The organism is Streptomyces sp. NPDC046197, assembly GCF_040646295.1.
Taxonomy (GTDB): Bacteria; Actinomycetota; Actinomycetes; order Streptomycetales; family Streptomycetaceae; genus Streptomyces.
Window position 1 is genome coordinate 76897 of record NZ_JBEYZY010000013.1, and the last position, 20401, is coordinate 97297.

General features: G+C 69.2%; 16 protein-coding genes and 3 pseudogenes. 5 read left to right on the forward strand and 14 right to left on the reverse strand.

From position 1 onward, the window contains the following. The first annotated feature begins 74 nt into the window (after positions 1-74). From AB0A61_RS19915 to AB0A61_RS19925, 3 genes and pseudogenes are all read left to right on the forward strand, one after another. Positions 75-473, forward strand: coding sequence for a hypothetical protein (locus AB0A61_RS19915; protein ID WP_361293451.1), 399 nt, complete (start codon positions 75-77; stop codon positions 471-473). Between the two features lie 40 nt (positions 474-513). Further along, a pseudogene (locus AB0A61_RS19920) lies at positions 514-681 on the forward strand (IS5/IS1182 family transposase); the annotation flags it as partial. A 261-nt stretch (positions 682-942) separates the two neighbouring features. Continuing rightward, a complete protein-coding gene (locus AB0A61_RS19925) occupies positions 943-1389 on the forward strand; it encodes a hypothetical protein (protein ID WP_361293454.1) in 447 nt (148 codons plus the stop codon). A gap of 117 nt (positions 1390-1506) precedes the next feature. Here the strand turns inward: AB0A61_RS19925 and AB0A61_RS19930 are convergent. The 7 genes and pseudogenes from AB0A61_RS19930 to AB0A61_RS19960 form a co-directional block, all read right to left on the reverse strand. Next, positions 1507-1638 (reverse strand): annotated as a pseudogene (locus tag AB0A61_RS19930) (IS5/IS1182 family transposase); the annotation flags it as partial. Further along, a pseudogene (locus AB0A61_RS19935) lies at positions 1635-1933 on the reverse strand (tetrahydrofolate dehydrogenase/cyclohydrolase catalytic domain-containing protein); the annotation flags it as partial. The pseudogenes AB0A61_RS19935 and AB0A61_RS19930, both read right to left, overlap by 4 nt. A gap of 229 nt (positions 1934-2162) precedes the next feature. Next, complete coding sequence (locus tag AB0A61_RS19940; RefSeq protein WP_361293457.1) at positions 2163-4601, reverse strand: FAD-dependent oxidoreductase; 2439 nt, start codon at positions 4599-4601, stop codon at positions 2163-2165. A gap of 336 nt (positions 4602-4937) precedes the next feature. Then, positions 4938-5906 carry an ABC transporter substrate-binding protein gene (locus tag AB0A61_RS19945; RefSeq protein WP_361293460.1) on the reverse strand — a complete coding sequence of 323 codons (969 nt, stop codon included), beginning with the start codon at positions 5904-5906 and terminating at the stop codon, positions 4938-4940. Positions 5907-5919: 13 nt separating this feature from the next. Beyond that, positions 5920-7896, reverse strand: a complete 1977-nt coding sequence (locus AB0A61_RS19950; protein ID WP_361293463.1) for an ABC transporter permease subunit — start codon at positions 7894-7896, stop codon at positions 5920-5922. Beyond that, positions 7896-8987 (reverse strand): glycine betaine/L-proline ABC transporter ATP-binding protein, encoded by a 1092-nt coding sequence (locus tag AB0A61_RS19955; protein ID WP_361293466.1) that lies wholly within the window; start codon positions 8985-8987, stop codon positions 7896-7898. The genes AB0A61_RS19950 and AB0A61_RS19955 overlap by 1 nt, the downstream gene beginning before the upstream one ends. 20 nt (positions 8988-9007) lie before the next feature. Next, positions 9008-10477: an aldehyde dehydrogenase family protein gene (locus AB0A61_RS19960; RefSeq protein WP_361293469.1), complete on the reverse strand. Its 1470-nt coding sequence runs from the start codon at positions 10475-10477 to the stop codon at positions 9008-9010. Positions 10478-10685: 208 nt separating this feature from the next. Here AB0A61_RS19960 and purU point away from each other — a divergent pair, with 208 nt between their 5' ends. Then, a complete protein-coding gene (gene purU / locus AB0A61_RS19965; protein WP_361293472.1) occupies positions 10686-11558 on the forward strand; it encodes a formyltetrahydrofolate deformylase in 873 nt (290 codons plus the stop codon). Between the two features lie 79 nt (positions 11559-11637). Here purU and AB0A61_RS19970 read toward each other — a convergent pair whose 3' ends face one another. After that, positions 11638-12471 (reverse strand): 5,10-methylenetetrahydrofolate reductase, encoded by an 834-nt coding sequence (locus AB0A61_RS19970; RefSeq protein WP_361293475.1) that lies wholly within the window; start codon positions 12469-12471, stop codon positions 11638-11640. A 3-nt stretch (positions 12472-12474) separates the two neighbouring features. After that, positions 12475-14145 carry a choline dehydrogenase gene (betA, locus tag AB0A61_RS19975; RefSeq protein ID WP_361293478.1) on the reverse strand — a complete coding sequence of 557 codons (1671 nt, stop codon included), beginning with the start codon at positions 14143-14145 and terminating at the stop codon, positions 12475-12477. A gap of 155 nt (positions 14146-14300) precedes the next feature. Between betA and AB0A61_RS19980 the strand changes: the two genes are divergently transcribed. Then, a complete protein-coding gene (locus tag AB0A61_RS19980; protein WP_361293481.1) occupies positions 14301-15098 on the forward strand; it encodes an IclR family transcriptional regulator in 798 nt (265 codons plus the stop codon). 63 nt (positions 15099-15161) lie between these two features. Here AB0A61_RS19980 and AB0A61_RS19985 read toward each other — a convergent pair whose 3' ends face one another. The 5 genes from AB0A61_RS19985 to AB0A61_RS20005 form a co-directional block, all read right to left on the reverse strand. Beyond that, positions 15162-16295, reverse strand: coding sequence for an aromatic ring-hydroxylating dioxygenase subunit alpha (locus AB0A61_RS19985; RefSeq protein ID WP_361293484.1), 1134 nt, complete (start codon positions 16293-16295; stop codon positions 15162-15164). A gap of 91 nt (positions 16296-16386) precedes the next feature. After that, the gene (locus AB0A61_RS19990; RefSeq protein ID WP_361293487.1) at positions 16387-17550 is read right to left on the reverse strand and encodes an FAD-dependent oxidoreductase; all 1164 of its coding nucleotides are present in this window, start codon (positions 17548-17550) and stop codon (positions 16387-16389) included. Then, complete coding sequence (locus tag AB0A61_RS19995) at positions 17547-17909, reverse strand: bifunctional 3-phenylpropionate/cinnamic acid dioxygenase ferredoxin subunit (protein WP_361293490.1); 363 nt, start codon at positions 17907-17909, stop codon at positions 17547-17549. Before AB0A61_RS19995 ends, AB0A61_RS19990 begins: the two co-directional genes overlap by 4 nt. 247 nt (positions 17910-18156) lie before the next feature. Further along, positions 18157-18789 (reverse strand): MBL fold metallo-hydrolase, encoded by a 633-nt coding sequence (locus AB0A61_RS20000; RefSeq protein ID WP_361293493.1) that lies wholly within the window; start codon positions 18787-18789, stop codon positions 18157-18159. Next, positions 18789-19874 carry an S-(hydroxymethyl)mycothiol dehydrogenase gene (locus AB0A61_RS20005; RefSeq protein WP_361293496.1) on the reverse strand — a complete coding sequence of 362 codons (1086 nt, stop codon included), beginning with the start codon at positions 19872-19874 and terminating at the stop codon, positions 18789-18791. Before AB0A61_RS20005 ends, AB0A61_RS20000 begins: the two co-directional genes overlap by 1 nt. Positions 19875-20401 lie beyond the last annotated feature (527 nt).

A 20401-nucleotide genomic window follows, 5' to 3' on the forward strand; every position in this document is an offset into this window, starting at 1 on the left:
CGAAGGCGCGTCAATTGGGCAGCTGCGAAACCCAGTTGGTGCATGGGAACGAAGAGATCCAAGGAGAGCCGAGCATGAAGCTTGGTATGAAGCGACTCGCGGTAGTCGGTGCGCTGGGTGTGGCCTCGGCAGCACTGGCGGCATCCCCGGCGTTCGCGAAGAGCGACATCTCAATTCAGGCCACCCCCCACACCGCACATGCCGGCCACGTGGTGAAGGTACACGGCCAGGGCGACGACGACGCCGAGCCGTACACCACGCTCGTCATACAGGAGCGGTCCGGCAAACCCGGCCACTGGGGCCACTGGCACGCCGTCACACGGAGCTTCAACGGCGATGCGCGCGCCAACGTCAAGGCCACGCACACCGGTGAGCTGCAGTTCCGTTCAGTGCTGTACTCGACCGACGAGCACCACCAGCACGCGAAGACGGACCGCATCTCTGCGCCAGTGACCGTCCACGTCATCCGCTAGCCGAGCCAAGGGCACCGCACGCAGATCGACCGCCTTCCCCGAAACGACACGACCGCTCCGGGGAAGGCGGCACCATCTCGAGCGCACCAAGTCCCGGCTCGCCGGCTGCCGTCGTCTGCATCGACGCTACGAACGAAAACCCGCGCATTTCCCCGCGTTCACCGCCATCGCCACCAGCCTCATCAACTACCGCCGACTCACCAAATGAAACGACGTTTCGGCGGTGATCATCCGCCCGTCATGAAGTCTGGTGATGCTCGGTGGGCTCGCGCAGTCTGTCCGTTCCCGCAGAACAGGCGGGAGCGGTGCGTCGGGGCTAGCCTGGAAGAGCCTGGGCGGGGCTCAACGAGGCGATCCGGAAACGCCAGGACATGCTGCGGTCGCGCCGTGACAACCGGCGTGGGACTACTCCGACGCAGGCGCGCACGGCGGCCGTCAGCCTCCGCTCACCGGAAGGACGGTGGGAAGAATGGCTGCACTGATGCTGCGCCGGATGGCGACGGTGTTCTCCTCCTGCGCCGTCGTCGCCGGAGCCATGATGGCGCCGACGGTCACCGATGCCGCTGCGCAAGGGTGCTACACCGATGCCTACCCGCCTGGTGGCGGCAAGAACATCGGCGGGTCTCCAAACAGGTACAAGTGGGATAGCTCGCCTTACATAGGAGCGCGGTACAACCGGTGCAACGGGTACGTCTATGTCCTCTACGGCGGGTACAGCGCCACGCACTGGAACGTCCGCTGGGCCGCGCCGAATGGTCCTTGGGAGCAGGGCGAGCTGCCCGCAGGGAAGGCATTGTGGTCGTGGCCTGCCCGCCACGGCGACTACAACCTCATGATCCAGGCGTGCAACCGCGGGTTCCTCTCGGGGTCGAAATGCACCAACTGGTCTCCGCAGCTCTACCTCAACACGCGGTGATTGCCTGGGCCTTCATCCACCAGCGGGCGCTTGGCGCGTTCGAGGTTCAGGTGTCGCGCCAGTTCAGGGTGGATTCGCGGGTGAGTCTGCGGCCTATGAGGTCGATCATCGCATGGCGGATGTCTTGATGCTCTGGGCGTCCGGCACGCAGGCGCTCGGCTCGGCATCCCGGCCTTCGGCCTCGCGCACCAGCCGACGCAACAGGCCGTTGAGGCGGTCGAAGATCCCTTCCTTCTGCCAGGTGGCGAAGCGGGGCGCAGTCCGTCGGCGTCCTTGGCGGGGTCCATGCGTTCCAGGACAGCGTTGACGTCCAGGTGGCCCGGGAGGGGCAGCCGGACGATGTAGCCGGTGCAGGCCGAGTCGGCGTTCGGTTCGTCGGTGACCTCCTCGACCTGTCGCTGCGTCGCGTCGGCGGGCGGTTCGCGGCGGATGGTGCAGCAGGCGCTCGGCTCCCGGCCGTACCGAGGCCCGGCGGACAGCCGTCGGTGGCGGTCTGCTCGGCGACGCGCTCGGCGAGTTCACGGCGGACTCCGGCGGCGGTCACCTTGCCGTCGAGCGTCTGTGCGGTCGCCTGCTGTGCTCCTTCCCTGGGAAGCTCTCGCGGTGTACTAGTGCCCCGGCAGGCAACGTTCGCCCGTCAAGGAGTGACGTCCGGTGCGTGCTCTCGGCGTGCCGGCCGGAAGTCCTCGTACTGGACGTACTTGGGCTTTCGGCCGGTGCGGCGAGAGTGCGTGCCGGGCGTCGCGACGGGGCGAACGTTGCCTGCCGGGGCACTAGCCACGCAGGCGGGACATGGTCGGGTCGAACAGGGGCTCCTCGGCGACGACCGCCTCGACGCGCTGGTCGAAGTAGCCGATGTTCACGGTGGTGCCTGGGGTGGTGAGTTCGGCGGGGAGCCAGGCGTATGCGATGCCCTTGCCGATCGTGTAGCCGTGGGCGGCGCTGGTGACGTAGCCGACGGCGCGGTCGCCGTCGTACACCGGCTCCTTGCCCATGACGGCGGACCGGGGGTCGTCGATGATGAGGCAGGTCAGCCTGCGGCGGACGTCGGCCTTGCGGCGTTCGAGCGCGGCCTTGCCGACGAAGTCGTCCTTGTCGAGCCTGACGGCGAAGCCGACGCCGGCCTCGTAGGGGTCGTGCTCGTACGTCATGTCGGTGCCGAAGGAGCGGTAACCCTTCTCCAGGCGGAGGCTGTTGAAGGCACCACGGCCGGCAATGATGCCGCCGAGCGGCTGGGCCGCGGCCCAGAGGGTGTCCCAGAGCTTCTGGCCGAGATCGGCGGTGGTGTACAGCTCCCAGCCGAGTTCACCGACGTACGACAGGCGCATCGCGGTGACGGGGACGCTGCCGATGTGGGCGCGCTTGGCGCGGAAGTACTTCAGGCCGTCGCCCGAGAAGTCGGAGTCGGTGAGGGGCTGCAGGACCTTGCGGGCGAGCGGTCCCCACAGGCCGATGCAGCAGGTGCCGGGGGTGATGTCGCGGACGGCGACGGATCCGTCCGGGGGGAGGTGGCGGGTGAACCAGTCGAGGTCGAGGTTGCCATTGGCACCGACCTGGAAGAGGTCGCGGGCCAGCCGGGCGACGGTGATGTCGCTGCGGATGCGGCCGTCGTGGTCCAGGAGCAGGGTGTACGTGACGGAGCCGACGGACTTGTCGACCTTGCCGGTGGACAGCCGCTCCAGGAAGGCGGCGGCGCCGGGGCCGCTGACCTCGAGTCGCTTGAGTGCCGTCATGTCGTACAGGGCGACCGTCTCACGGGTGACCTGGGCCTCGGCGCCGACGATCGGCGACCAGTACCGCGCGGCCCAGTCGTTCGGGGTCGGGATGGTGCGGCCCTCGACGAGGGAGGCGTTGGCCTCGTACCACTGCGGGCGCTCCCAGCCGTTCGCCTCCAGGAAGAACGCGCCGTGTTCCTGCTGTCGGGCGTAGAAGGGGCTGGTGCGGATGGGGCGCGGCTTCCCGGAAGGCTGGAGCGGGTGGAGGATGTCGTAGACCTCCACGAAGTTCTGGCAGTCGCGGGCGAGGACGTACTCCGGGGAGAGCTGATGCGGCTCGAAGCGGTTGACGTCGCACTCGTGCAGGTCGAAGGAGGAGCAGTAGCCGTCGACCAGCCATTCCGCGACGGCCCGGCCGACGCCCGCGGAGTGGGTGACCCAGACGGCCTCCGCGACCCAGAAGCCCTTGACCTCCGGTGACTCGCCGAGCAGTGGGCATCCGTCGCTGGTGAAGGAGAACAGGCCGTTGATGCCCTCCTCGACCTTGGCCTCCTTCGTCGCGGGCAGCAGCGACTGGGTTTCGGTCCAGGCGGGCTCGAAGTCCTCCTCGGTGAACTTCAGGACCGACGGCATCTGGTCGGCGTCGGCGACGGAGCGGATGTCGTCGGCGGAGACGGGCATCGGGCGGTGGCCGTAGTAGCCGATGCCGATGCCGTCGAAGCGATCGCGGTAGTAGAGGTCGGCGTCCTGGTGGCGCAGGATCGGGCGCACCGCCTCCTCGGTCTGGCCGGCCAGGGCCGGGACCGGCCCGGTCCAGGCGAGCTGATGGGCGAGCGGGGTGAGCGGGAGGTTCATCCCGACCATCCGGGCGATCTTCGGGCCCCAGATGCCGGCGCAGCACACCACGATGTCGGCGGGGATCTCGCCCTGGTCGGTCAGGACCCCGGTCACCCGGCCGCCGCTCTGCCGTACGTCGAGGACTTCGTGGCGGGCCAGGAATCGCACACCCCGCTCGGTGGCCCGGCGGATCTGCGCCTCGACGGCGAGTACGGCCTTGGCGAGGCCGTCGGTCGGGACAAGGAGGCCGCCGAGGACCTTGTCGCGGTCGACGAGCGGGTGCTGCTCCACACACTCGTCGGCGGTCAGCAGCCGGGCCTCGATGCCCCAGGCGGTGATCCAGCCGTGACGGCGGTGGAGCTCGGCGAGGCGCTCGGGGGTGGTGGCCACTTCCAGGCCGCCGACCTGCAGGAAGCAGGGCTTGCCGTCGACGTCGAGGGAGCAGAACTTCTCGACGGTGTAGCGGGCCAGCTCCGTCATGGTCTTGGAGGCGTTCGTCTGGAAGACCAGGCCCGGGGCGTGCGAGGAGGATCCCCCCGTGGCCGGCAGGGGGCCCTGGTCCACCACGGTCACTTCGGTCCAGCCTCGCGCGGAGATCTCGTCGGCGAGGGCCGCTCCCACGACGCCCGCTCCGATGATGACCACTCGGGGTCCCGCCATCGCCCAACCTCCGAACTAGAAGCCAGTCCAGTTGCTGTCTGCGCAACGCGATTCAGGTTGCGCAACTCAATGTGCCTGCTTCCGAGGAAGGGTGTCAAGGGGGCGCAGGGGGTCGGTGAACAGCGCGGAAGCGACACCGGATGCGACGAGGCCCGGCAGGCTGCAGCGCAGCCTGCCGGGCCTCGTCAGGTCGTTCGGGGTCGCTGCCCGAGCGGTTTTCGCCCCGCCGCCCCTACCCTTCCCGTCCCCGGGGGGCTGTCGCAGCCACACCGGGGTACAGGGGCGACGGGGGCGAAGAACCGGGCCGCCCCCTACATCGATCTGAGTCCCTCCGCACTACTTCAGCCAGGCATCGACCTTGCCGCGGTTCGCCTCGACCCACTTCTTGGCCGCCGCTTCGTCGGACAGCTTGTCCACCGCGATGTACTTGGCCACGGTGTTCTGGTCGTCGTTCGTCCAGTTGAACTTCTTCACGAGGTTGTACGCCGGGCTGCCCGACTTGGCGAACTTCGCGCTGACGATCTTGTCCAGGTTGTAGACGGGGTAGTCACAGGCGACCTTGGCCGCGTCGGCGTCGCAGCCCGCCTTGTACGCGGGCAGGTTGACCTTCACCAGCGGCACCTCGGACAGGAACCACTGCGGCTCGTAGAAGTAGCCGATCACCCATTGCTTGTTCTTCTCGGCCGTGCGGAAGGCCTGGATGAGCGCGGTCTCGCTGCCCGCGTACACCACCTTGTAGTCCAGCTTCAGGTTCTTGACCAGCGCCGCGTCGTTGGTGACGTACGACGGGTCGCCGTCGAGCAGTTGCCCCTTGCCGCCCGACTCGGAGGTCTTGAAGTTGGACGCGTACTTGCCGAGGTTCTTCCAGTCGGTGATGTCGGGGTGGGCCTTGGCCAGCCACGGCGGCACGAACCAGCCGATGATGCCCTTGTTGCCGGTCTGCCCGGCCTCGACGGCGGTCTTCTGCTGGGTGATGTACTTCTTCTTCAGATCGTCGTGGCCCCAGTTCTCCAGGACGGCGTCGACCTCGCCGGTTCCGAAGCCCTGCCAGGCGATCTCTTCTTTCAGGTCCTTCTTGTTGACCGTACAACCGAGGTCGTGCTGCGCCACGTACGCGACGACCGCCGCGTCCGCCTCGTAGCCCACCCACGGGTTGACGGCGAGGTTGAACGTGCCGCACTTGCCGCCCGAGCCCTTCGATCCGCCCGCGGCCGAGCTGTCGCCGACCTTCGCCCCTCCGCATGCCGTGAGGGTGAGGCCGAGGACGGCCAGGCCGACCGCGCCGGCTCGCCAGTGTCTTGCCATGGTGTCGTGCTCCTTATGCCCTGGTGCGTCGCGCCGCAGCCTGAGTGATCCGGTCGAACATGACTCCGAGCAGTACGATGGCGAGTCCCGCCGCCAGCCCCTTTCCGTACAGCTCTCCCTGCGAGAATCCGGCCACGACGTCGTAGCCGAGGGCGCCGGCCCCTACCAGGCCGCCCACAACAACCATCGACAGCACGTAGATCAGCCCCTGGTTGGTCGCGAGAGTCAGGGCACTGCGGGCCATCGGCAGTTGAACCTTGGTGATGATCTGCCAGGTGTTGCACCCGGCGGAGGAGGCCGCCTCCACGGTGGTCGCGGGTACGTTCCGCACCCCGTCCGCGACGATCTTGATCGCGACGGGTGCCGCGTACACGACGGCCGCGACGATGGCGGTGAACCGGGTCGCGCCGAAGAGCGCGAGGAACGGCACGAGATAGACGAACGGCGGCATGACCTGCGCCGCGTCCAGGGTGGGCCGTACGATCCGGTCGACCAGTGCGCTGCGGCCCATCCACACGCCGAAGGCGACGCCGAGCAGCATCACCAGCACGGTCGCCACGACGGTCGAGGCCAGCGTCGTCATGCTGTCCGACCACAGGCCCGTGCCGACCAGCAGGCCCACGCACACGGCCGACGTCAGCCCGGCCCGCCGGCCGCCGAGCACCGCGCCCAGCCCGACCAGGGCGGCGCCCACCAGCCACCACGGCGAGTCGGTGAGCAGGGTCTGGAACGGGTTGAGCAGGCCGTTGGTGATGGCGTCCCGGAAGGCGTTCGTGACGCCCGACAGATGGTCCTGCATCCAGGTGGCCGCCGTGTCGGCCGCGCTCGCGATGTGGCTTCCCGTGCTGCCCTCACCGGGAAACTCGGCCGCCCAGACGTAGGTGTGCGAGAGATACACCAGGACGGCCGCCACGACTGCACCGGCCCCCAGCAGCGGCCGGCGCCATGTGAGGAAGCGGTTGCCCGAGCGGCGGGCCGCCTCGTCCCGTCCGGCCGCCGCCGTGGTGACCCGGTCGAGCACGATGGCCAGGACGACGATGGCGAGACCGGCGTTGAAGGCCGTGCCGACGTCGAGCGACTGCAGTGCCTGGACCACGGTCTTGCCGAGTCCGGGCGCGTCGATCAGGGCGGCGATGGTCACCATGGCGAGGGCGGCCATGATGGTCTGGTTGACGCCCATGACCACTGTGCGCTTGGACAACGGCAGCAGGACCTTGAGCAGTTGCTGCGTTCGCGTGGTGCCCAGCGAGTCGGCCGCCTCCGCGGTGGTCTGCGGCACGGAGCGGATGGCGTGCGCGGTGATGCGGATGGCGGGCGGTGCCGCGTAGATCACCGTGGTGATCGTGGCGGAGGCGCCGCCGATCAGGAAGAACAGGGTCAGCGGGGCGAGGTAGACGAAGGTCGGCATCGTCTGCATGAAGTCCAGGAACGGCGTCATGATCCGGTTGAACCGGTCGGAGAGGCCTGCCCACACGCCGAGCGGCATACCGATGAGCAGCGCCACGAAGACCGCCGACAGGGTCAGCGCCAGTGTGTCCATGCTCTCCTGCCACAGGCCCTGCAGCCCGAGGAAGGTGAAGCCGGCGACGGCCAGCAGGGCGACCCGCCAGTTGCCCACGGCCCAGGAGACATAGCCGGTCAGTCCGACGACGCCCAGCCAGCCGATCTGCGGGACCGGGCGGCCGCCCGTGGGCTGGGAGATCAGCGACTGGACGAAGGTCACCAGGTTGTCGATGACCAGGCGGATCTCGTTGAAGAAGTAGAGGAAGAGCGGGTTGGTGTTGCGGTCGGCCCCGATGGTGTCGTTGACGTCGTTGAGCCAGCGGTGCAGACCGGTGAGGTCGGCGGCGGCGAGGGTCAGCGTCTGCCTGCCGCGCAGCGCGGCGAAGAGCACCAGCCAGGCGATCAGGATCGCCGCCAGCACCATCGGGCGGCTGACCTTCCGGCGTACGGTCGGGACCGGCGCGGTCGTGCCGGAGGCGACCGCCATCACGCACCGCCCTGGTGTCCGGCGACGACGGAGAGGATCTCCTCGTCGCCGACGATGCCGAGCAGTTTGCCGTCCTCGACGACCTTGACCGGCTTCTCGGCGGCCAGCACCGCGCGGGTGGCCTCGCGCACCACGACGTCCGGGCCCAACTCCGGGCCGTCGAGGGCGTCGTCGGGCTCGGCGGGGCGCATGATCCAGCGCAGGGTCAGTACGTCGCCGCGCGGCACGTCCTGGACGAAGTCCCGTACGTAGTCGTCGGCGGGGGCCCCGACGAGTTCGTCACCGGTGCCGCACTGGACCATCCCGCCGTCGCGCATGATGAGGATGCGGTCGCCGAGCTTGAGGGCCTCGGAGAGGTCGTGGGTGATGAACACCATGGTCTTGCCGACCTCGTGGTGCAGCCGGATGACCTCGTTCTGCATGTCGCGTCGGATCAGCGGGTCGAGCGCGGAGAACGGCTCGTCGAAGAAGAGGACGTCCGGGTCGCCGGCGAGGGCGCGGGCGAGGCCGACGCGCTGCTGCATACCGCCGGAGAGCTGGTCGGGATAGGAGTTCTCGTATCCGGCGAGGCCGACAAGTTCGACGACCTCCATGGCCCGCTTGGTGCGCTCCGCCTTGCTCAAGCCGCGGATCTCCAGGCCGAAGGCCACGTTGTCGACGACTCTGCGGTGGGGCAGCAGACCGAAGTGCTGGAAGACCATGGAGAACTTGTTGCGCCGCAGTTCGCGCAGCCGTCTGGGGTCGGCGCCCCGGATGTCCTCGCCCTCGAAGACGACCTCGCCCGCGGTGGGTTCTATCAGCCGGGTGAGACATCGCACCAGGGTGGACTTGCCGGAGCCGGACAGACCCATGACGACGAAGACCTCACCGGGCGACACCTCGAAGTTCACGTCGCGCACGGCGGCGGTGCATCCGGTGCGGTCCATGAGCTCGCGGCGGGTGAGGCCGCACAACTCCTCGGAGTCCGGCACCTGGTCGGCCTTCGGCCCGAACACCTTCCACAGCCGGCGCACGGAGATGACCGGGGTGCGGTCCTGGGGTTCCTGGGACGTGTCGCGCCGCTGCGACACCTCGGTCTGTGCTGGGGTCACGATCGACCTCTTTTCGGCGTTCAGCCGCGGAACCAGTGCTGCGGCCGGGGTTGGATGTTCTGCCAGACGTGCTTGGGCTCTCGGTACTCGTCCAGACCGGTCGGTCCCAGTTCCCGGCCCACGCCCGAGTGCCCGAACCCACCCCATTCCGCCTGCGGCACATAGGGGTGGTAGTCGTTGATCCACACCGTGCCGTGACGCAGTCGGCGCGCGACCCGCTGAGCCTTCCCCGCGTCCTGCGTCCAAACGGCTCCGGCGAGTCCGTACTCCGTGTCGTTGGCGATACGGACGGCGTCGTCCTCGTCGCTGAACCGCTCGACGGTGAGCACGGGACCGAAGGACTCCTCGTGCACCACCCGCATGTCCTGCCGGCACTCGTCGAGGACGGTGGGCGGGTAGTAGAAGCCGTTCGCCAGCGCGGGGTCGTCGGGACGCTCGCCGCCGCAGCGCAGTACGGCGCCCTCGGCAAGGCCCGCCGCGACGTACGCCTCGACCTTCTCCCGGTGCTGTGCGGAGATCAGCGCCCCGGTCTCGGCCTCGGGGTCGAAGGGCCCGCCGAGGCGGATGAGCCGGGCGCGGCGCACGAGTTCGTCGGCGAAGGCGTCGTGGAGGGAGTCCTCGACGATCAGCCGGGCGCCGGCCGAGCAGACCTGTCCGGAGTGCAGGAAGACCGCGGTGAGCGCGAAGTCCACGGCCGTCTCGAAGTCGGCGTCGGCGAAGACGACGTTGGGATTCTTGCCCCCGAGCTCCAGCGCGACCTTCTTCACCGTGGCGGCGGCGGTGGCCATGATGTGCCGTCCGGTCGCCAGGCCTCCGGTGAAGGACACCATGTCCACGGCCGGGTCCTCGGCGAGCGGCGCGCCGGCCTCCGCTCCGGCGCCCAGGACGAGATTGGCGGCGCCGGCCGGGAGTCCGGCCTCGTGCAGGGCCCGCATCAGCAGGATCGCGGTGGACGGCGTCAGCTCGCTGGGCTTGAGCACGACCGTGTTGCCGGCCAGGAGGGCGGGGGCGACCTTCCAGGAGGCCTGCAGCAGTGGGTAGTTCCACGGGGTGATCAGTCCGCAGACACCGACGGGCTCGTAGGTGACCCGGCTGAGGGCGTCGTCGCGGCCGGTGTCGACCACCCGGCCGGCGCTGGTGCCGGCGATGCCGCCGTAGTAGCGGAAGCAGGAGACGACGTCGGCGATGTCGTACTCGCTCTCCACCAGGCGCTTGCCGGTGTCGAGCGACTCGGCGCGGGCGAACTCCTTGGCGTCGCGCTCGATGACGTCGGCGGTGCGCAACAGGAGTGCGCCCCGCTCTCGTTCGGGGGTGTGCGGCCAGGGGCCCTCGTCGAAGGCCCGGCGGGCCGCGGCGATCGCGGCCGCTGTGTCGGCGCGGGCCCCCTCGGACACCGTCGCCACCAGAGTGCCGTCGGCCGGGCAGCGGATCTCCCGGTGACCTCCGGCCACCGCTTCGCGCCATTCTCCGTCCACATACAGGTCTGCCACGAGCGGAGCCCTTCGACCGAAATTCGTTGCGCATCGTGCATCGAATTGCTTGTGGGGGAACCCTGGCCGACGCGCCGGGATACGTCAAGGGGTCCCGTCGTTTTCACAAGAGCTGAACGTCCCTCTCTTGACCGCCGACAGTCCCGGACTGAACGATGTTGCGCATCGCTCACCAAGTTGTGTATTACGCACCAACGGAGGCCTGCGCATGTCCCCTCGACCGCAATCCGGCCGTGAGTACGTCCTCACCCTCTCGTGTCCGGACCGGGCCGGACTGGTCCATGCCGTGAGCGGCTTCCTCGTCAGGAACTCGGGCAACATCCTGGAGAGCCAGCAGTTCGACGACCGGCTCCAGGGCCGCTTCTTCATGAGGGTCCACTTCGACGTGTCCGATCCGGACACCGGCCTGGAACAACTGCGTTACCGGTTCGGCCCGGTCGCCGAGGCCTACGGGATCTCCTGGAGCCTCCGGGACGCCGCGACCCCGGCCCGGACGCTCATCATGGTGTCCCGGTTCGGCCACTGCCTCAACGACCTGCTCTTCCGCTGCCGCACCGGTGCCCTCAACATCGAGATCCCGGCGATCGTCTCCAACCACCGCGACTTCGAGTCCCTGGCGGCAACCTACGACATCCCCTTCCACCACATCCCGGTGACCCGGGAGACCAAGCCGGAGGCGGAGGCACGCCTGCTGGCGCTGGTACGGGAGCTGAACGTCGACCTCGTGGTCCTGGCCCGCTACATGCAGGTCCTCTCCGACGACCTGTGCAAGGAACTGGAGGGCCGCGCCATCAACATCCACCACTCCTTCCTGCCGAGCTTCAAGGGCGCGAAGCCCTACCAGCAGGCGTACGAGCGCGGGGTGAAGCTGGTCGGCGCGACGGCGCACTATGTGACGCCGGACCTGGACGAGGGTCAGATCATCGAGCAGGACGTGGTCCGGGTCGACCACTCCCTGGACCCGGATGACCTGGTCACGGTCGGCCGCGACGTGGAGGCGCAGGTACTGGCCCACGCGGTGAAGTGGCACACGGAGAGCCGCGTGATGGTGGACGGGCACCGTACGGTGGTCTTCCGCTGAGCGGCGACGCGCGCACACCGGGCGGGGCTGGAACCACGGGATTCCAGCCCCGCCGGCGTTCGTATTCGCATGTGTGCACTCAGCCCAGCCGGTCGAGCAGCGCCCTGCGCCACCTCTCGGTTTCCGCCACCTGGTTGAACGTGAAGACGTGCAGGCCGGCCACTCCCGCCGACGCCGCGGTCAGCGCCTCCGCGCCGCGGCCGAGCAGTTCCTCGGGCACGTATCCCCCGGGCGTCGCGAACCGCAGGAACCACGACGCGTGCTTGGTCAGGAAGCGTGTGGACTCCCCCACCCCGATCTTCATCGCGATGGACAGCAGCTTCGCGCGGTGCACGGGCCCCGCGACGCCCACGTGCACGGGCAGCGTGACGTCGCGGTGCCGTATGCGCGCGATCCAGTCGCAGAGCACGCGCGGATCGAAGCACAGATTGCTGACGATGTACGTGGCGTGCGCGCGCTTGTCCCACATCGCCTGGATGGTGATGTCGTCGTGGATGAGCGGATGACTCTCCGGGTATCCGGTGATCCCCAGGTGCGCGAAGGGGCTGCCCAGCTCGCCCAGTCCGCGCAGCACCGGCAGCGCCCCGTCGTACGTCCCGGCGGGCAGGTCGGCGTCGCCCGCCGGGACGAAGACGTCGTCGACGCCCGCGGCGCGCAGCCGTTCGACGACGTCCTTCAGGTGCGTGTCGTCCCGCAGCAGCCGCGCGGGCACATGCGGGACGACCCGGTAGCCGTGCGCCGTGAGCCGCTCGGTGAGGCAGAGCGTCGGCTCCAGGCCCTTGACCGGCGACGCCGTGACGGTGACGACGACGTCGCGCGGGACATGGGCGAGGACCTTCTCCTCGGTCGCCCTCGCCGGCAGCACCTCGTAGCGGACACGGCCGAGCAGCGCCCGCAGGGCCTCGGCACCCAAGGCCTACCCGGCCTGCTTCTGGGCGTCGCGGTGGCGGTAGTACACGGCCTTGGAGGGAGCCAGCGGCTCGTTGCCGAGGATCAGGTCGGCCGACTTCTCCGCGACCATCATCACCGGCGCGTAGATATTGCCGTTGGTGACGTAGGGCATGACCGAGGCGTCGACGACCCGGAGCCCCTCGAGGCCGTGCACCCGCATGGTCAGCGGGTCGACGACGGACGTCTCGTCGGTGCCCATCTTGCAGGTGCACGAGGGGTGCAGGGCGGTCTCGCCTTCCTTCGCAACCCAGGCGAGGATCTCCTCGTCCGTATCGACGGAGGGACCGGGTGAGATCTCGCCGTCGTTGTACGGGGCGAGCGCGGGCTGGTTGAGGATCCGGCGAGCCACACGGATCGCCTCGACCCACTCCCGGCGGTCCTGGTCGGTGGAGAGGTAGTTGAAGCGCAGCGCCGGGTGCTCGCGCGGGTCCTTGCTCTTGATCTTCACGGAGCCGATGGCGTCGGAGTACATGGGTCCGATGTGTACCTGGTAGCCATGGCCGCCGGCCGGCGACGAGCCGTCGTAGCGGACCGCGACCGGCAGGAAGTGGAACATGAGGTTGGGGTAGTCCACGTCCTCGTTGCTGCGGGCGAAGCCGCCGGCCTCGAAGTGGTTGGTGGCCGCCGGGCCCTTTCGGAACAGCCACTGGAGCCCGATGAGGGGGGCACGCCACTTCGCCATGTACGGCTGCATGGAGACGGGCTGCTTGCAGCCGTACTGGACGTACACCTCCAGATGGTCCTGCATGTTCTCGCCGACGCCCGGCAGGTCGTGGACGACGTCGATGCCGAGGGCGGACAGCTCGGCGGCGTTGCCGACGCCGGAAAGCTGGAGGAGCTGCGGGGAGTTGATCGCGCCGCCGCACAGGATGACCTCACCGGCCCGGACCTGCTGCGGCGCACCGCGTCCGTGCTGGTACTCGACGCCGACGGCGCGGCGGCCCTCGAAGAGGACCCGGTTGACGAAGGCACGGGTCTTGATGGTGAGGTTGGGCCGCTTCCTGACCGGCTTGAGGTACGCCTTGGAGGCCGAGAGACGCCGCCCGCGGTGGACATTTCGGTCGAATTTGGCGAAACCTTCCTGCCGATAGCCGTTGACGTCGTCCGTGGGCGCGTAGCCCGCCTCCTCGGTGGCCTTGAGGAAGGCGCCGAAGAGGGGGTTGGTGGCGGGGCCGCGTTCCAGGACGAGCGGGCCGTCATGGCCGCGGAACTCGTCGTCGGGGTCGGCCGCGAGACAGTTCTCCATACGCCGGAAGTACGGCAGACAGTGCGCGTAGTCCCAGGTCTCCATGCCGGGGTCGGCGGCCCAGCGCTCGTAGTCCATGGGGTTGCCACGCTGGAAGATCATGCCGTTGATGCTGCTGGAGCCGCCCAGCACCTTGCCGCGGGCATGGTAAATGCGTCGGCCGCCCATGTGGGGCTCGGGCTCGGACTCGTACTTCCAGTCGTAGAAGCGGCTGCCGATGGGGTAGGTCAGCGCCGCGGGCATGTGGATGAACACGTCCCAGGGGTAGTCGGACCGTCCCGCCTCCAGGACCAGCACCCGGTTCGCCGGGTCGGCCGAGAGCCGGTTGGCCAGTGCGCTGCCGGCTGATCCACCGCCGACGATGACGAAGTCGTAGTGCAGGGGAGCCATGGTGCCTCGTCTCGCTCGCTCGCGCCGTCGATACGCGAGGCATGCTAATACGGGTATCGCTATACGCACTAGGTTGCGAACAACGCAACCCACGGCCACCTTGTTGGGTCACAGTTACTTGCAAGACAGTTGTTTACTGCGCGTATAGTTTCGCTATGAGCAACTTCAGTCCGGATACCGAAACGAACGGTTCCCAGGCCGGCGGGGTGCAGTCCGTCGACCGGGCCATCAGCGTCCTCGAGATCCTGGCCCAGCGCGGCGAGGCGGGCGTCAGTGAAGTGGCCGCCGAGATCGATGTTCACAAGTCCACCGCGTTCCGGCTGCTCGGCGCCCTGGAGGCGCGCGGTCTGGTGGAGCAGGCGGGCGAGCGCGGGAAGTACCGGCTCGGCTTCGGCATCGTACGCCTGGCCGGCGCCGTCACAGGACGCCTCGACATCACCCAGCAGGGCCGCCCGGTCTGTGAGCGCCTCGCCGAGGAGATCGGCGAGACGGTCAACATCGCCGTCATGCAGGAGCACTACGCGATCAACCTCTACCAGGTGCGCGGCCCGGCGGCCGTCGCCGCGCACAACTGGGTCGGCGAGCTGACCCCGTTGCACGCCACGTCGAGCGGCAAGATCCTGCTCGCCCACCTGCCGGCCAAGGAGCGCGCGGCGCTGCTGTCGGAGTCCGGCCTGAAGAAGGTGACCCCCCACACCCTGACGGCCAAGGCGAAGCTCGAGAAGAACCTCGCCGAGGCCCGGGAGCGGGGCTACGCCAGGACGCTGGAGGAACTGGAGATCGGTCTGCACGCCATGGCCGCACCGGTGCGCGACCAGGGCGGCACGGTGATCGCCGCGATCAGCGCCTCCGGGCCGTCGTACCGGTTCACCGAGGAACGCATGGAGGAACTCGCCCCCGTGCTCGTCAAGGGCGCGGAGGAAATCAGTCACCGGATGGGCTACCTCGGCTGAACGGTCCGCGCGTGCTCCGGACGCAGGGCGCTCCGGAGCGCGGACCGCGGGCGCACTGCCCGGTCACCCCGGCTGTCGGGTGCCGAGGCACTCCTGAACCCAGTCGTGGAAGGCCCCGATGTGGTGCTCGCTGGGCACGAGCACACCGCCCTTGACGTACAGCCGTGAGCTCATGCCGGGCTGGGTGCGTTCGCAGGCGTCGAAGTCCTGGCGGTTGACCCGGTCGAAGAGCTCCACGGACCGGCTGACGTCCTTGCCACTCTCCACCACACCGGGCAGATAGAGCCAGTCGCACTCGACGATTGTGCGGTCGACGGCCACCGGGTACATACGGTGGAAGATCACATGGTCGGGCACGAGGTTGATGAAGACCTGCGGCTTGATGGTGATCGCGTAGTAGCGGCGGTCCTGGTCCCCGGACACCCCGGGGATGCGGTCCAGCCCCTCGGAGCCGTCGACGGTGAAGCCCTGGATCTCCTCGCCGAACTCGGCGCCGTGGCCCACGTAGTACTGGGCGGCGTAGCCGTCGGCGAACTCGGGCAGCACCTCGGTGAGTTCGGGGTGGATCGTGGCGCAGTGGTAGCACTCCATGAAGTTCTCGATGATGAGCTTCCAGTTCGCCTTGACGTCGTAGACGATCCGCTTGCCCACGGCGAGATTGTCGATGTCGTAGTGCTCGATCGACTCCACGTCGCCGAGGCGGGTGATCACCTCGCCGATGACGTCCTCCTCGAAGGAGGGCGGGTTCTCCGCCAGGCAGACCCAGACATAGCCGAGCCATTCACGGACGGCCACGCCCACAAGGCCGTACTCGGTGCGGCCGACGTCGGGCATCTTGGTGAGGTTGGGCGCCGCGACGAGCTTTCCGTCGAGGTCGTACGTCCAGGCGTGGTACGGGCACTGGAAGGCGCGCTTGACCTCGCCTGTCTCCTCCGTGCAGAGCTGGGCTCCGCGGTGCCGGCAGACGTTGAAGTAGGCGCGGATCGAGTTGTCCCGGGCACGGGTGACGAGGATGCTCTCGCGGCCCACGTCGACGGTGCGGAAGGCGCCGGGCTTCGCCAGATCGGAGGCGCGGGCGACGCAGAACCACATCGTCTCGAAGATGCGCTCCTGCTCCTGGGCGAAGACGCCCGGATCCGTGTAGGAGGAGCCGGGGAGGGTGGCGATCAGGCTGTCCGGCAGGTTTGTCGAGGTCACGCTGCACTCCTCGGGAAACGTCGTGGATCGGTCATTCACCCGCCGGGAAGAGCGACTTCGGACGGCGTTGGGTATCGGGGCGTGGGTGCTGTCAGGGCGCGGCGACGCTGAGCTGCTTGCGCCAGCGGGTGAACAGCCGGGGCTGGTTCATCCCGAGTACGGCGACCGGCCGGCCGGCGCGCCGGTAGACGGCCAGGAAGCTGCGGTCATCGGCGGTGCCCTCCTCGATCCTCACGCTGTCGGCACCGGTGGCGTCGCCGACGAACTGGATCTTCACGCCGTACTGGTCGGACCAGAAGTACGGCGGCCGGGGCACGCCCGGTTCCGTCGCGCCGTGGGCGAGCAGAGCGGCCACGGCGGCGTCGGGCCGTTCCATGGCGCCGGTCCAGTGCTCGACGCGGCGATGTGTGCCTGAGTGCGGGTCGTACCAGTTGGCGCAGTCCCCGACGGCGACGACAGCCGCCAGGCTGGTGCGGCCGTCGGCGCCGCACTTCACGCCGTTGTCGAGTGCGACACCGGACCCCTCCAGCCAGTCGACGCAGGGTCGCGCGCCGATACCGACGACGACCGTGTCGGCCGGAACGCTGCGGCCGTCCTCGAGCAGTACGGCATCGACCCGGCGCTCCCCGCTCAACCCCTTGACGCCTACACCGCACAGGAGCCGTACGCCGTGGTCGGCGTGGAGGGCGGAGACGATGCCGCCCATGGTCCGGCCGAGCGGCCCCGCCAGGGGTGTCAGCGCCACCTCGACGACCGTGACGTCGAGTCCAAGGGCGTACGCGGTGGAGGCGACCTCGGCGCCGATGAATCCGCCGCCGATCACCACCAGCCGTCCGCCCCGGGCCAGTTCCTCCCGCAGGGCCCGCGCGTCGTCCAGGGTGCGCAGCACATGCACGCCGGCCAGGCCGTCGGTGCCGGGCAGCGCGCGCGCGGCGGCACCCGTCGCGACGACCACGCCGTCGGCCCGGATCTCCCGGCCGTCGGCAAGCGTGATCGCCCGCTCGGTGCGGTCGAGTCCGGTGGCGCGGGTGCCGAGCACCCACTCCGCCACCAGGTCCTCGTCGTCCCGCTCCAGTGACAGATCCGCTTCGCCGATGGCACCGGCCAGGAACTCCTTGGACAACGGCGGCCTGTCGTACGGGCGGTGCGGTTCGTCGCCGATGACGACCAGCCGACCGTCGTAGCCCCGTTTCCGCAGCGAGCGCGCGGCCGACAGACCGGCCAGCGAGGCGCCCACCACGGCCACGGTCCTCACGCGGGGCCTCCGGCCAGGCGGGAGGCGACACAGGGCGGCAGGTTCGGAGCGTCCGTGGACAGCCGAACGTAGACCATGCCGCCCTCGACGACGACCTCGTGCGTGCGGACCGGGAGCTTGGCCGGCGGGGCGTCGACGGCGCCGGTCCGCAGGTCGAACTTGGAGGCGTGCAGCGGGCATTCCACCTCGCAGCCCTCCAGCCAGCCGTCGGCGAGCGAGGCGTCCTGGTGGGTGCAGGTGTCGTCGATGGCGAAGAGCTCGCCGTCATCGGTGTGGAACACCGAGACCGGCGGGTCGATGTCGAGCCGGTGGGCCTCGCCTCGCGGCAGATCCGCGAGTCGGCACGCGGGAATCATCATGACACCTCGGTGCGTATAGCGAAACGGATTGCGATTAGCGCAACGCCAGTCTGCGGGCCGCGCTGAACCGTTGTCAAGGCGTCCAGGGGCCGGGTTGAAGCGGCACCCACGGCGGATTTCCGGGCATGCCGAAGCGCCCCGACAACACGCATGAGCAGGGAGAACAGGCGCCGAGCAGGGGTGCCGACTTCTTGGCCACCGACGGCGACGCACAGGACACCGTCACCACGGCGAGGCCGTCGGGCGCTCAGAAGCCGCGGTCGATCCACTCCTGGAGGTGTGGCGCCTCGGCACCGATGGTGGTCGTCTCCCCGTGCCCCGTGTGCACGACGGTGTCGTGCGGCAGCGTGAGAAGGCGTTCCCCGATCGATTCGATGATGGTGGGGAAGTCGCTGTACGACCTTCCCGTCGCCCCCGGACCGCCCGCGAAGAGCGTGTCGCCGCTGAAGAGCGCGGTGAGGTCCGGCGCGTACAGACAGACGGCCCCGGGGGCGTGGCCCGGAGTGTGCAGCACGGTCAGCCGGGTGCCCGCGACCGTGACGGCCTGCCCGTCGGTCAGTTCACCCTCCGGCATCCGGTCGGGGTGGGTCTGCTTCCACAGCGGCAGATCGCCCGCGTGCAGCAGAATCGGGGCGCCGGTGCGGGCGGCCAGATCCGGTGCGGCATCGATGTGGTCGTTGTGGGCGTGGGTGCACAGGATCGCGCGCAGGACGCGTCCGCCGAGGGCCCGGACGATGGCGTCGACGTCATGGGCGGCGTCGACGACAACCGCCTCGCTGTCGTCCCCGACGATCCACACGTTGTTGTCGACGTCCCAGGTGCCGCCGTCGAACGTGAACTGCCCGGAGGTGACGAGGCCTTCGACGCGCGCACCAGCCATCAGAAGACCACCACCGAGCGCAGGACGTCACCGTGGTGCATGCGCTCGAAGGCCTTCTCGACGTCGTCGAGTGCGATGGTCTCGGTGACGAAGGCGTCCAGGTCCAGGCGACCCTGTAGATGGAGGTCGATCAGCATGGGGAAGTCACGTGAGGGCAGGCAGTCGCCGTACCAGGAGGACTTCAGCGACCCGCCGCGGCCGAAGACGTCGAGCAGGGGCAGCTCCAGTTTCATCTCCGGGGTGGGCACCCCGACCAGCACGACCGTCCCGGCCAGATCGCGGGCGTAGAAGGCCTGCCGGTACGTCTCCGGCCGGCCCACTGCCTCGATCACCACGTCCGCGCCGAAGCCGCCGGTCAGCTCGCGGACCGCCTCGACCGGATCGGTCTCCCTGGAGTTGACCGTGTGGGTCGCGCCCAGCTTCCTGGCGGTGGTCAGCTTGCGGTCGTCGATGTCCACCGCGATGATCTTCGCCGCGCCCGCGAGCCGCGCCCCGGCGATGGCCGCGTCACCGACTCCACCGCAGCCGATGACCGCGACGGTGTCGCCGCGCCCGACGCTGCCGGTGTTGATGGCGGCGCCGATGCCGGCCATCACCCCGCACCCCAGCAGCCCGGCAGCGGCAGCCGACGCCGCCCGGTCCACCTTGGTGCACTGCCCGGCCGCCACCAGCGTCTTCTCGGCGAACGCGCCGATTCCGAGCGCCGGGGACAGCTCGGTGCCGTCGGCGAGGGTCATCTTCTGCTTCGCGTTGTGGGTGTTGAAGCAGTACCAGGGCCGGCCCCGCAGACATGCCCGGCACCGACCACACACCGCACGCCAGTTGAGGATCACGAAGTCACCGGGCGCCACTTCCGTGACCCCCTCGCCGACCGACTCCACGACACCCGCCGCCTCATGGCCCAGCAGGAAGGGGAAGTCGTCGCTGATGCCACCCTCGCGGTAGTGCAGATCAGTGTGGCAGACCCCGCAGGCCTCGATCTTGACCAGTGCTTCGCCCGGTCCCGGGTCGGGCACGACGATCGTTTCCAGGCTGACGGGGGCACCCTTGCCCCGCGCAACGACAGCGCGGACCTGGTGAGTCATGACCACTCCTCGGCTGGTGCGAGATCTGAGTCGATTCGTTGCTCATTACGGCACACATCTCATGTGTCGCAACACAGCATCGTGGAGCTCCGCGTGACGGTCAAGGATCCGCGCGTGCCGGAATCGAGCGACCGCTCCCCTCGGGGGCAGCCGGAGGCCTCGACCGTCACGCCCGCGGGCTCCGGCCCTCAACACCTCTGGCGCTTCACGTTCACACGGGCCATCGCACCCCAACCCCCCACGGTCTGCGTGGCACTCAGTATCGGCACGGGGCATCCAACGCCCGATCGGGCCGTGCGGTCAGGCGCCGCGGGCGGCTGCGGTCACGTAGCCGGCCTGGCGACAGACTCGCCAGGCCGCAGGTCAGGTGAGGTTCAGCGGAGTCATGCCGGTGCCCGCATACAGCTCGGGTTCCAGCGACCGGACCGTGAGCGGTTCCCCGCCTTCACCGCCTGCCGGCGATCGCCGCCGCGTGCTTGCCCCCACCAGTACGCCAGCGCGGTCAGTTCCTCCTCGGTCGGTGCCTC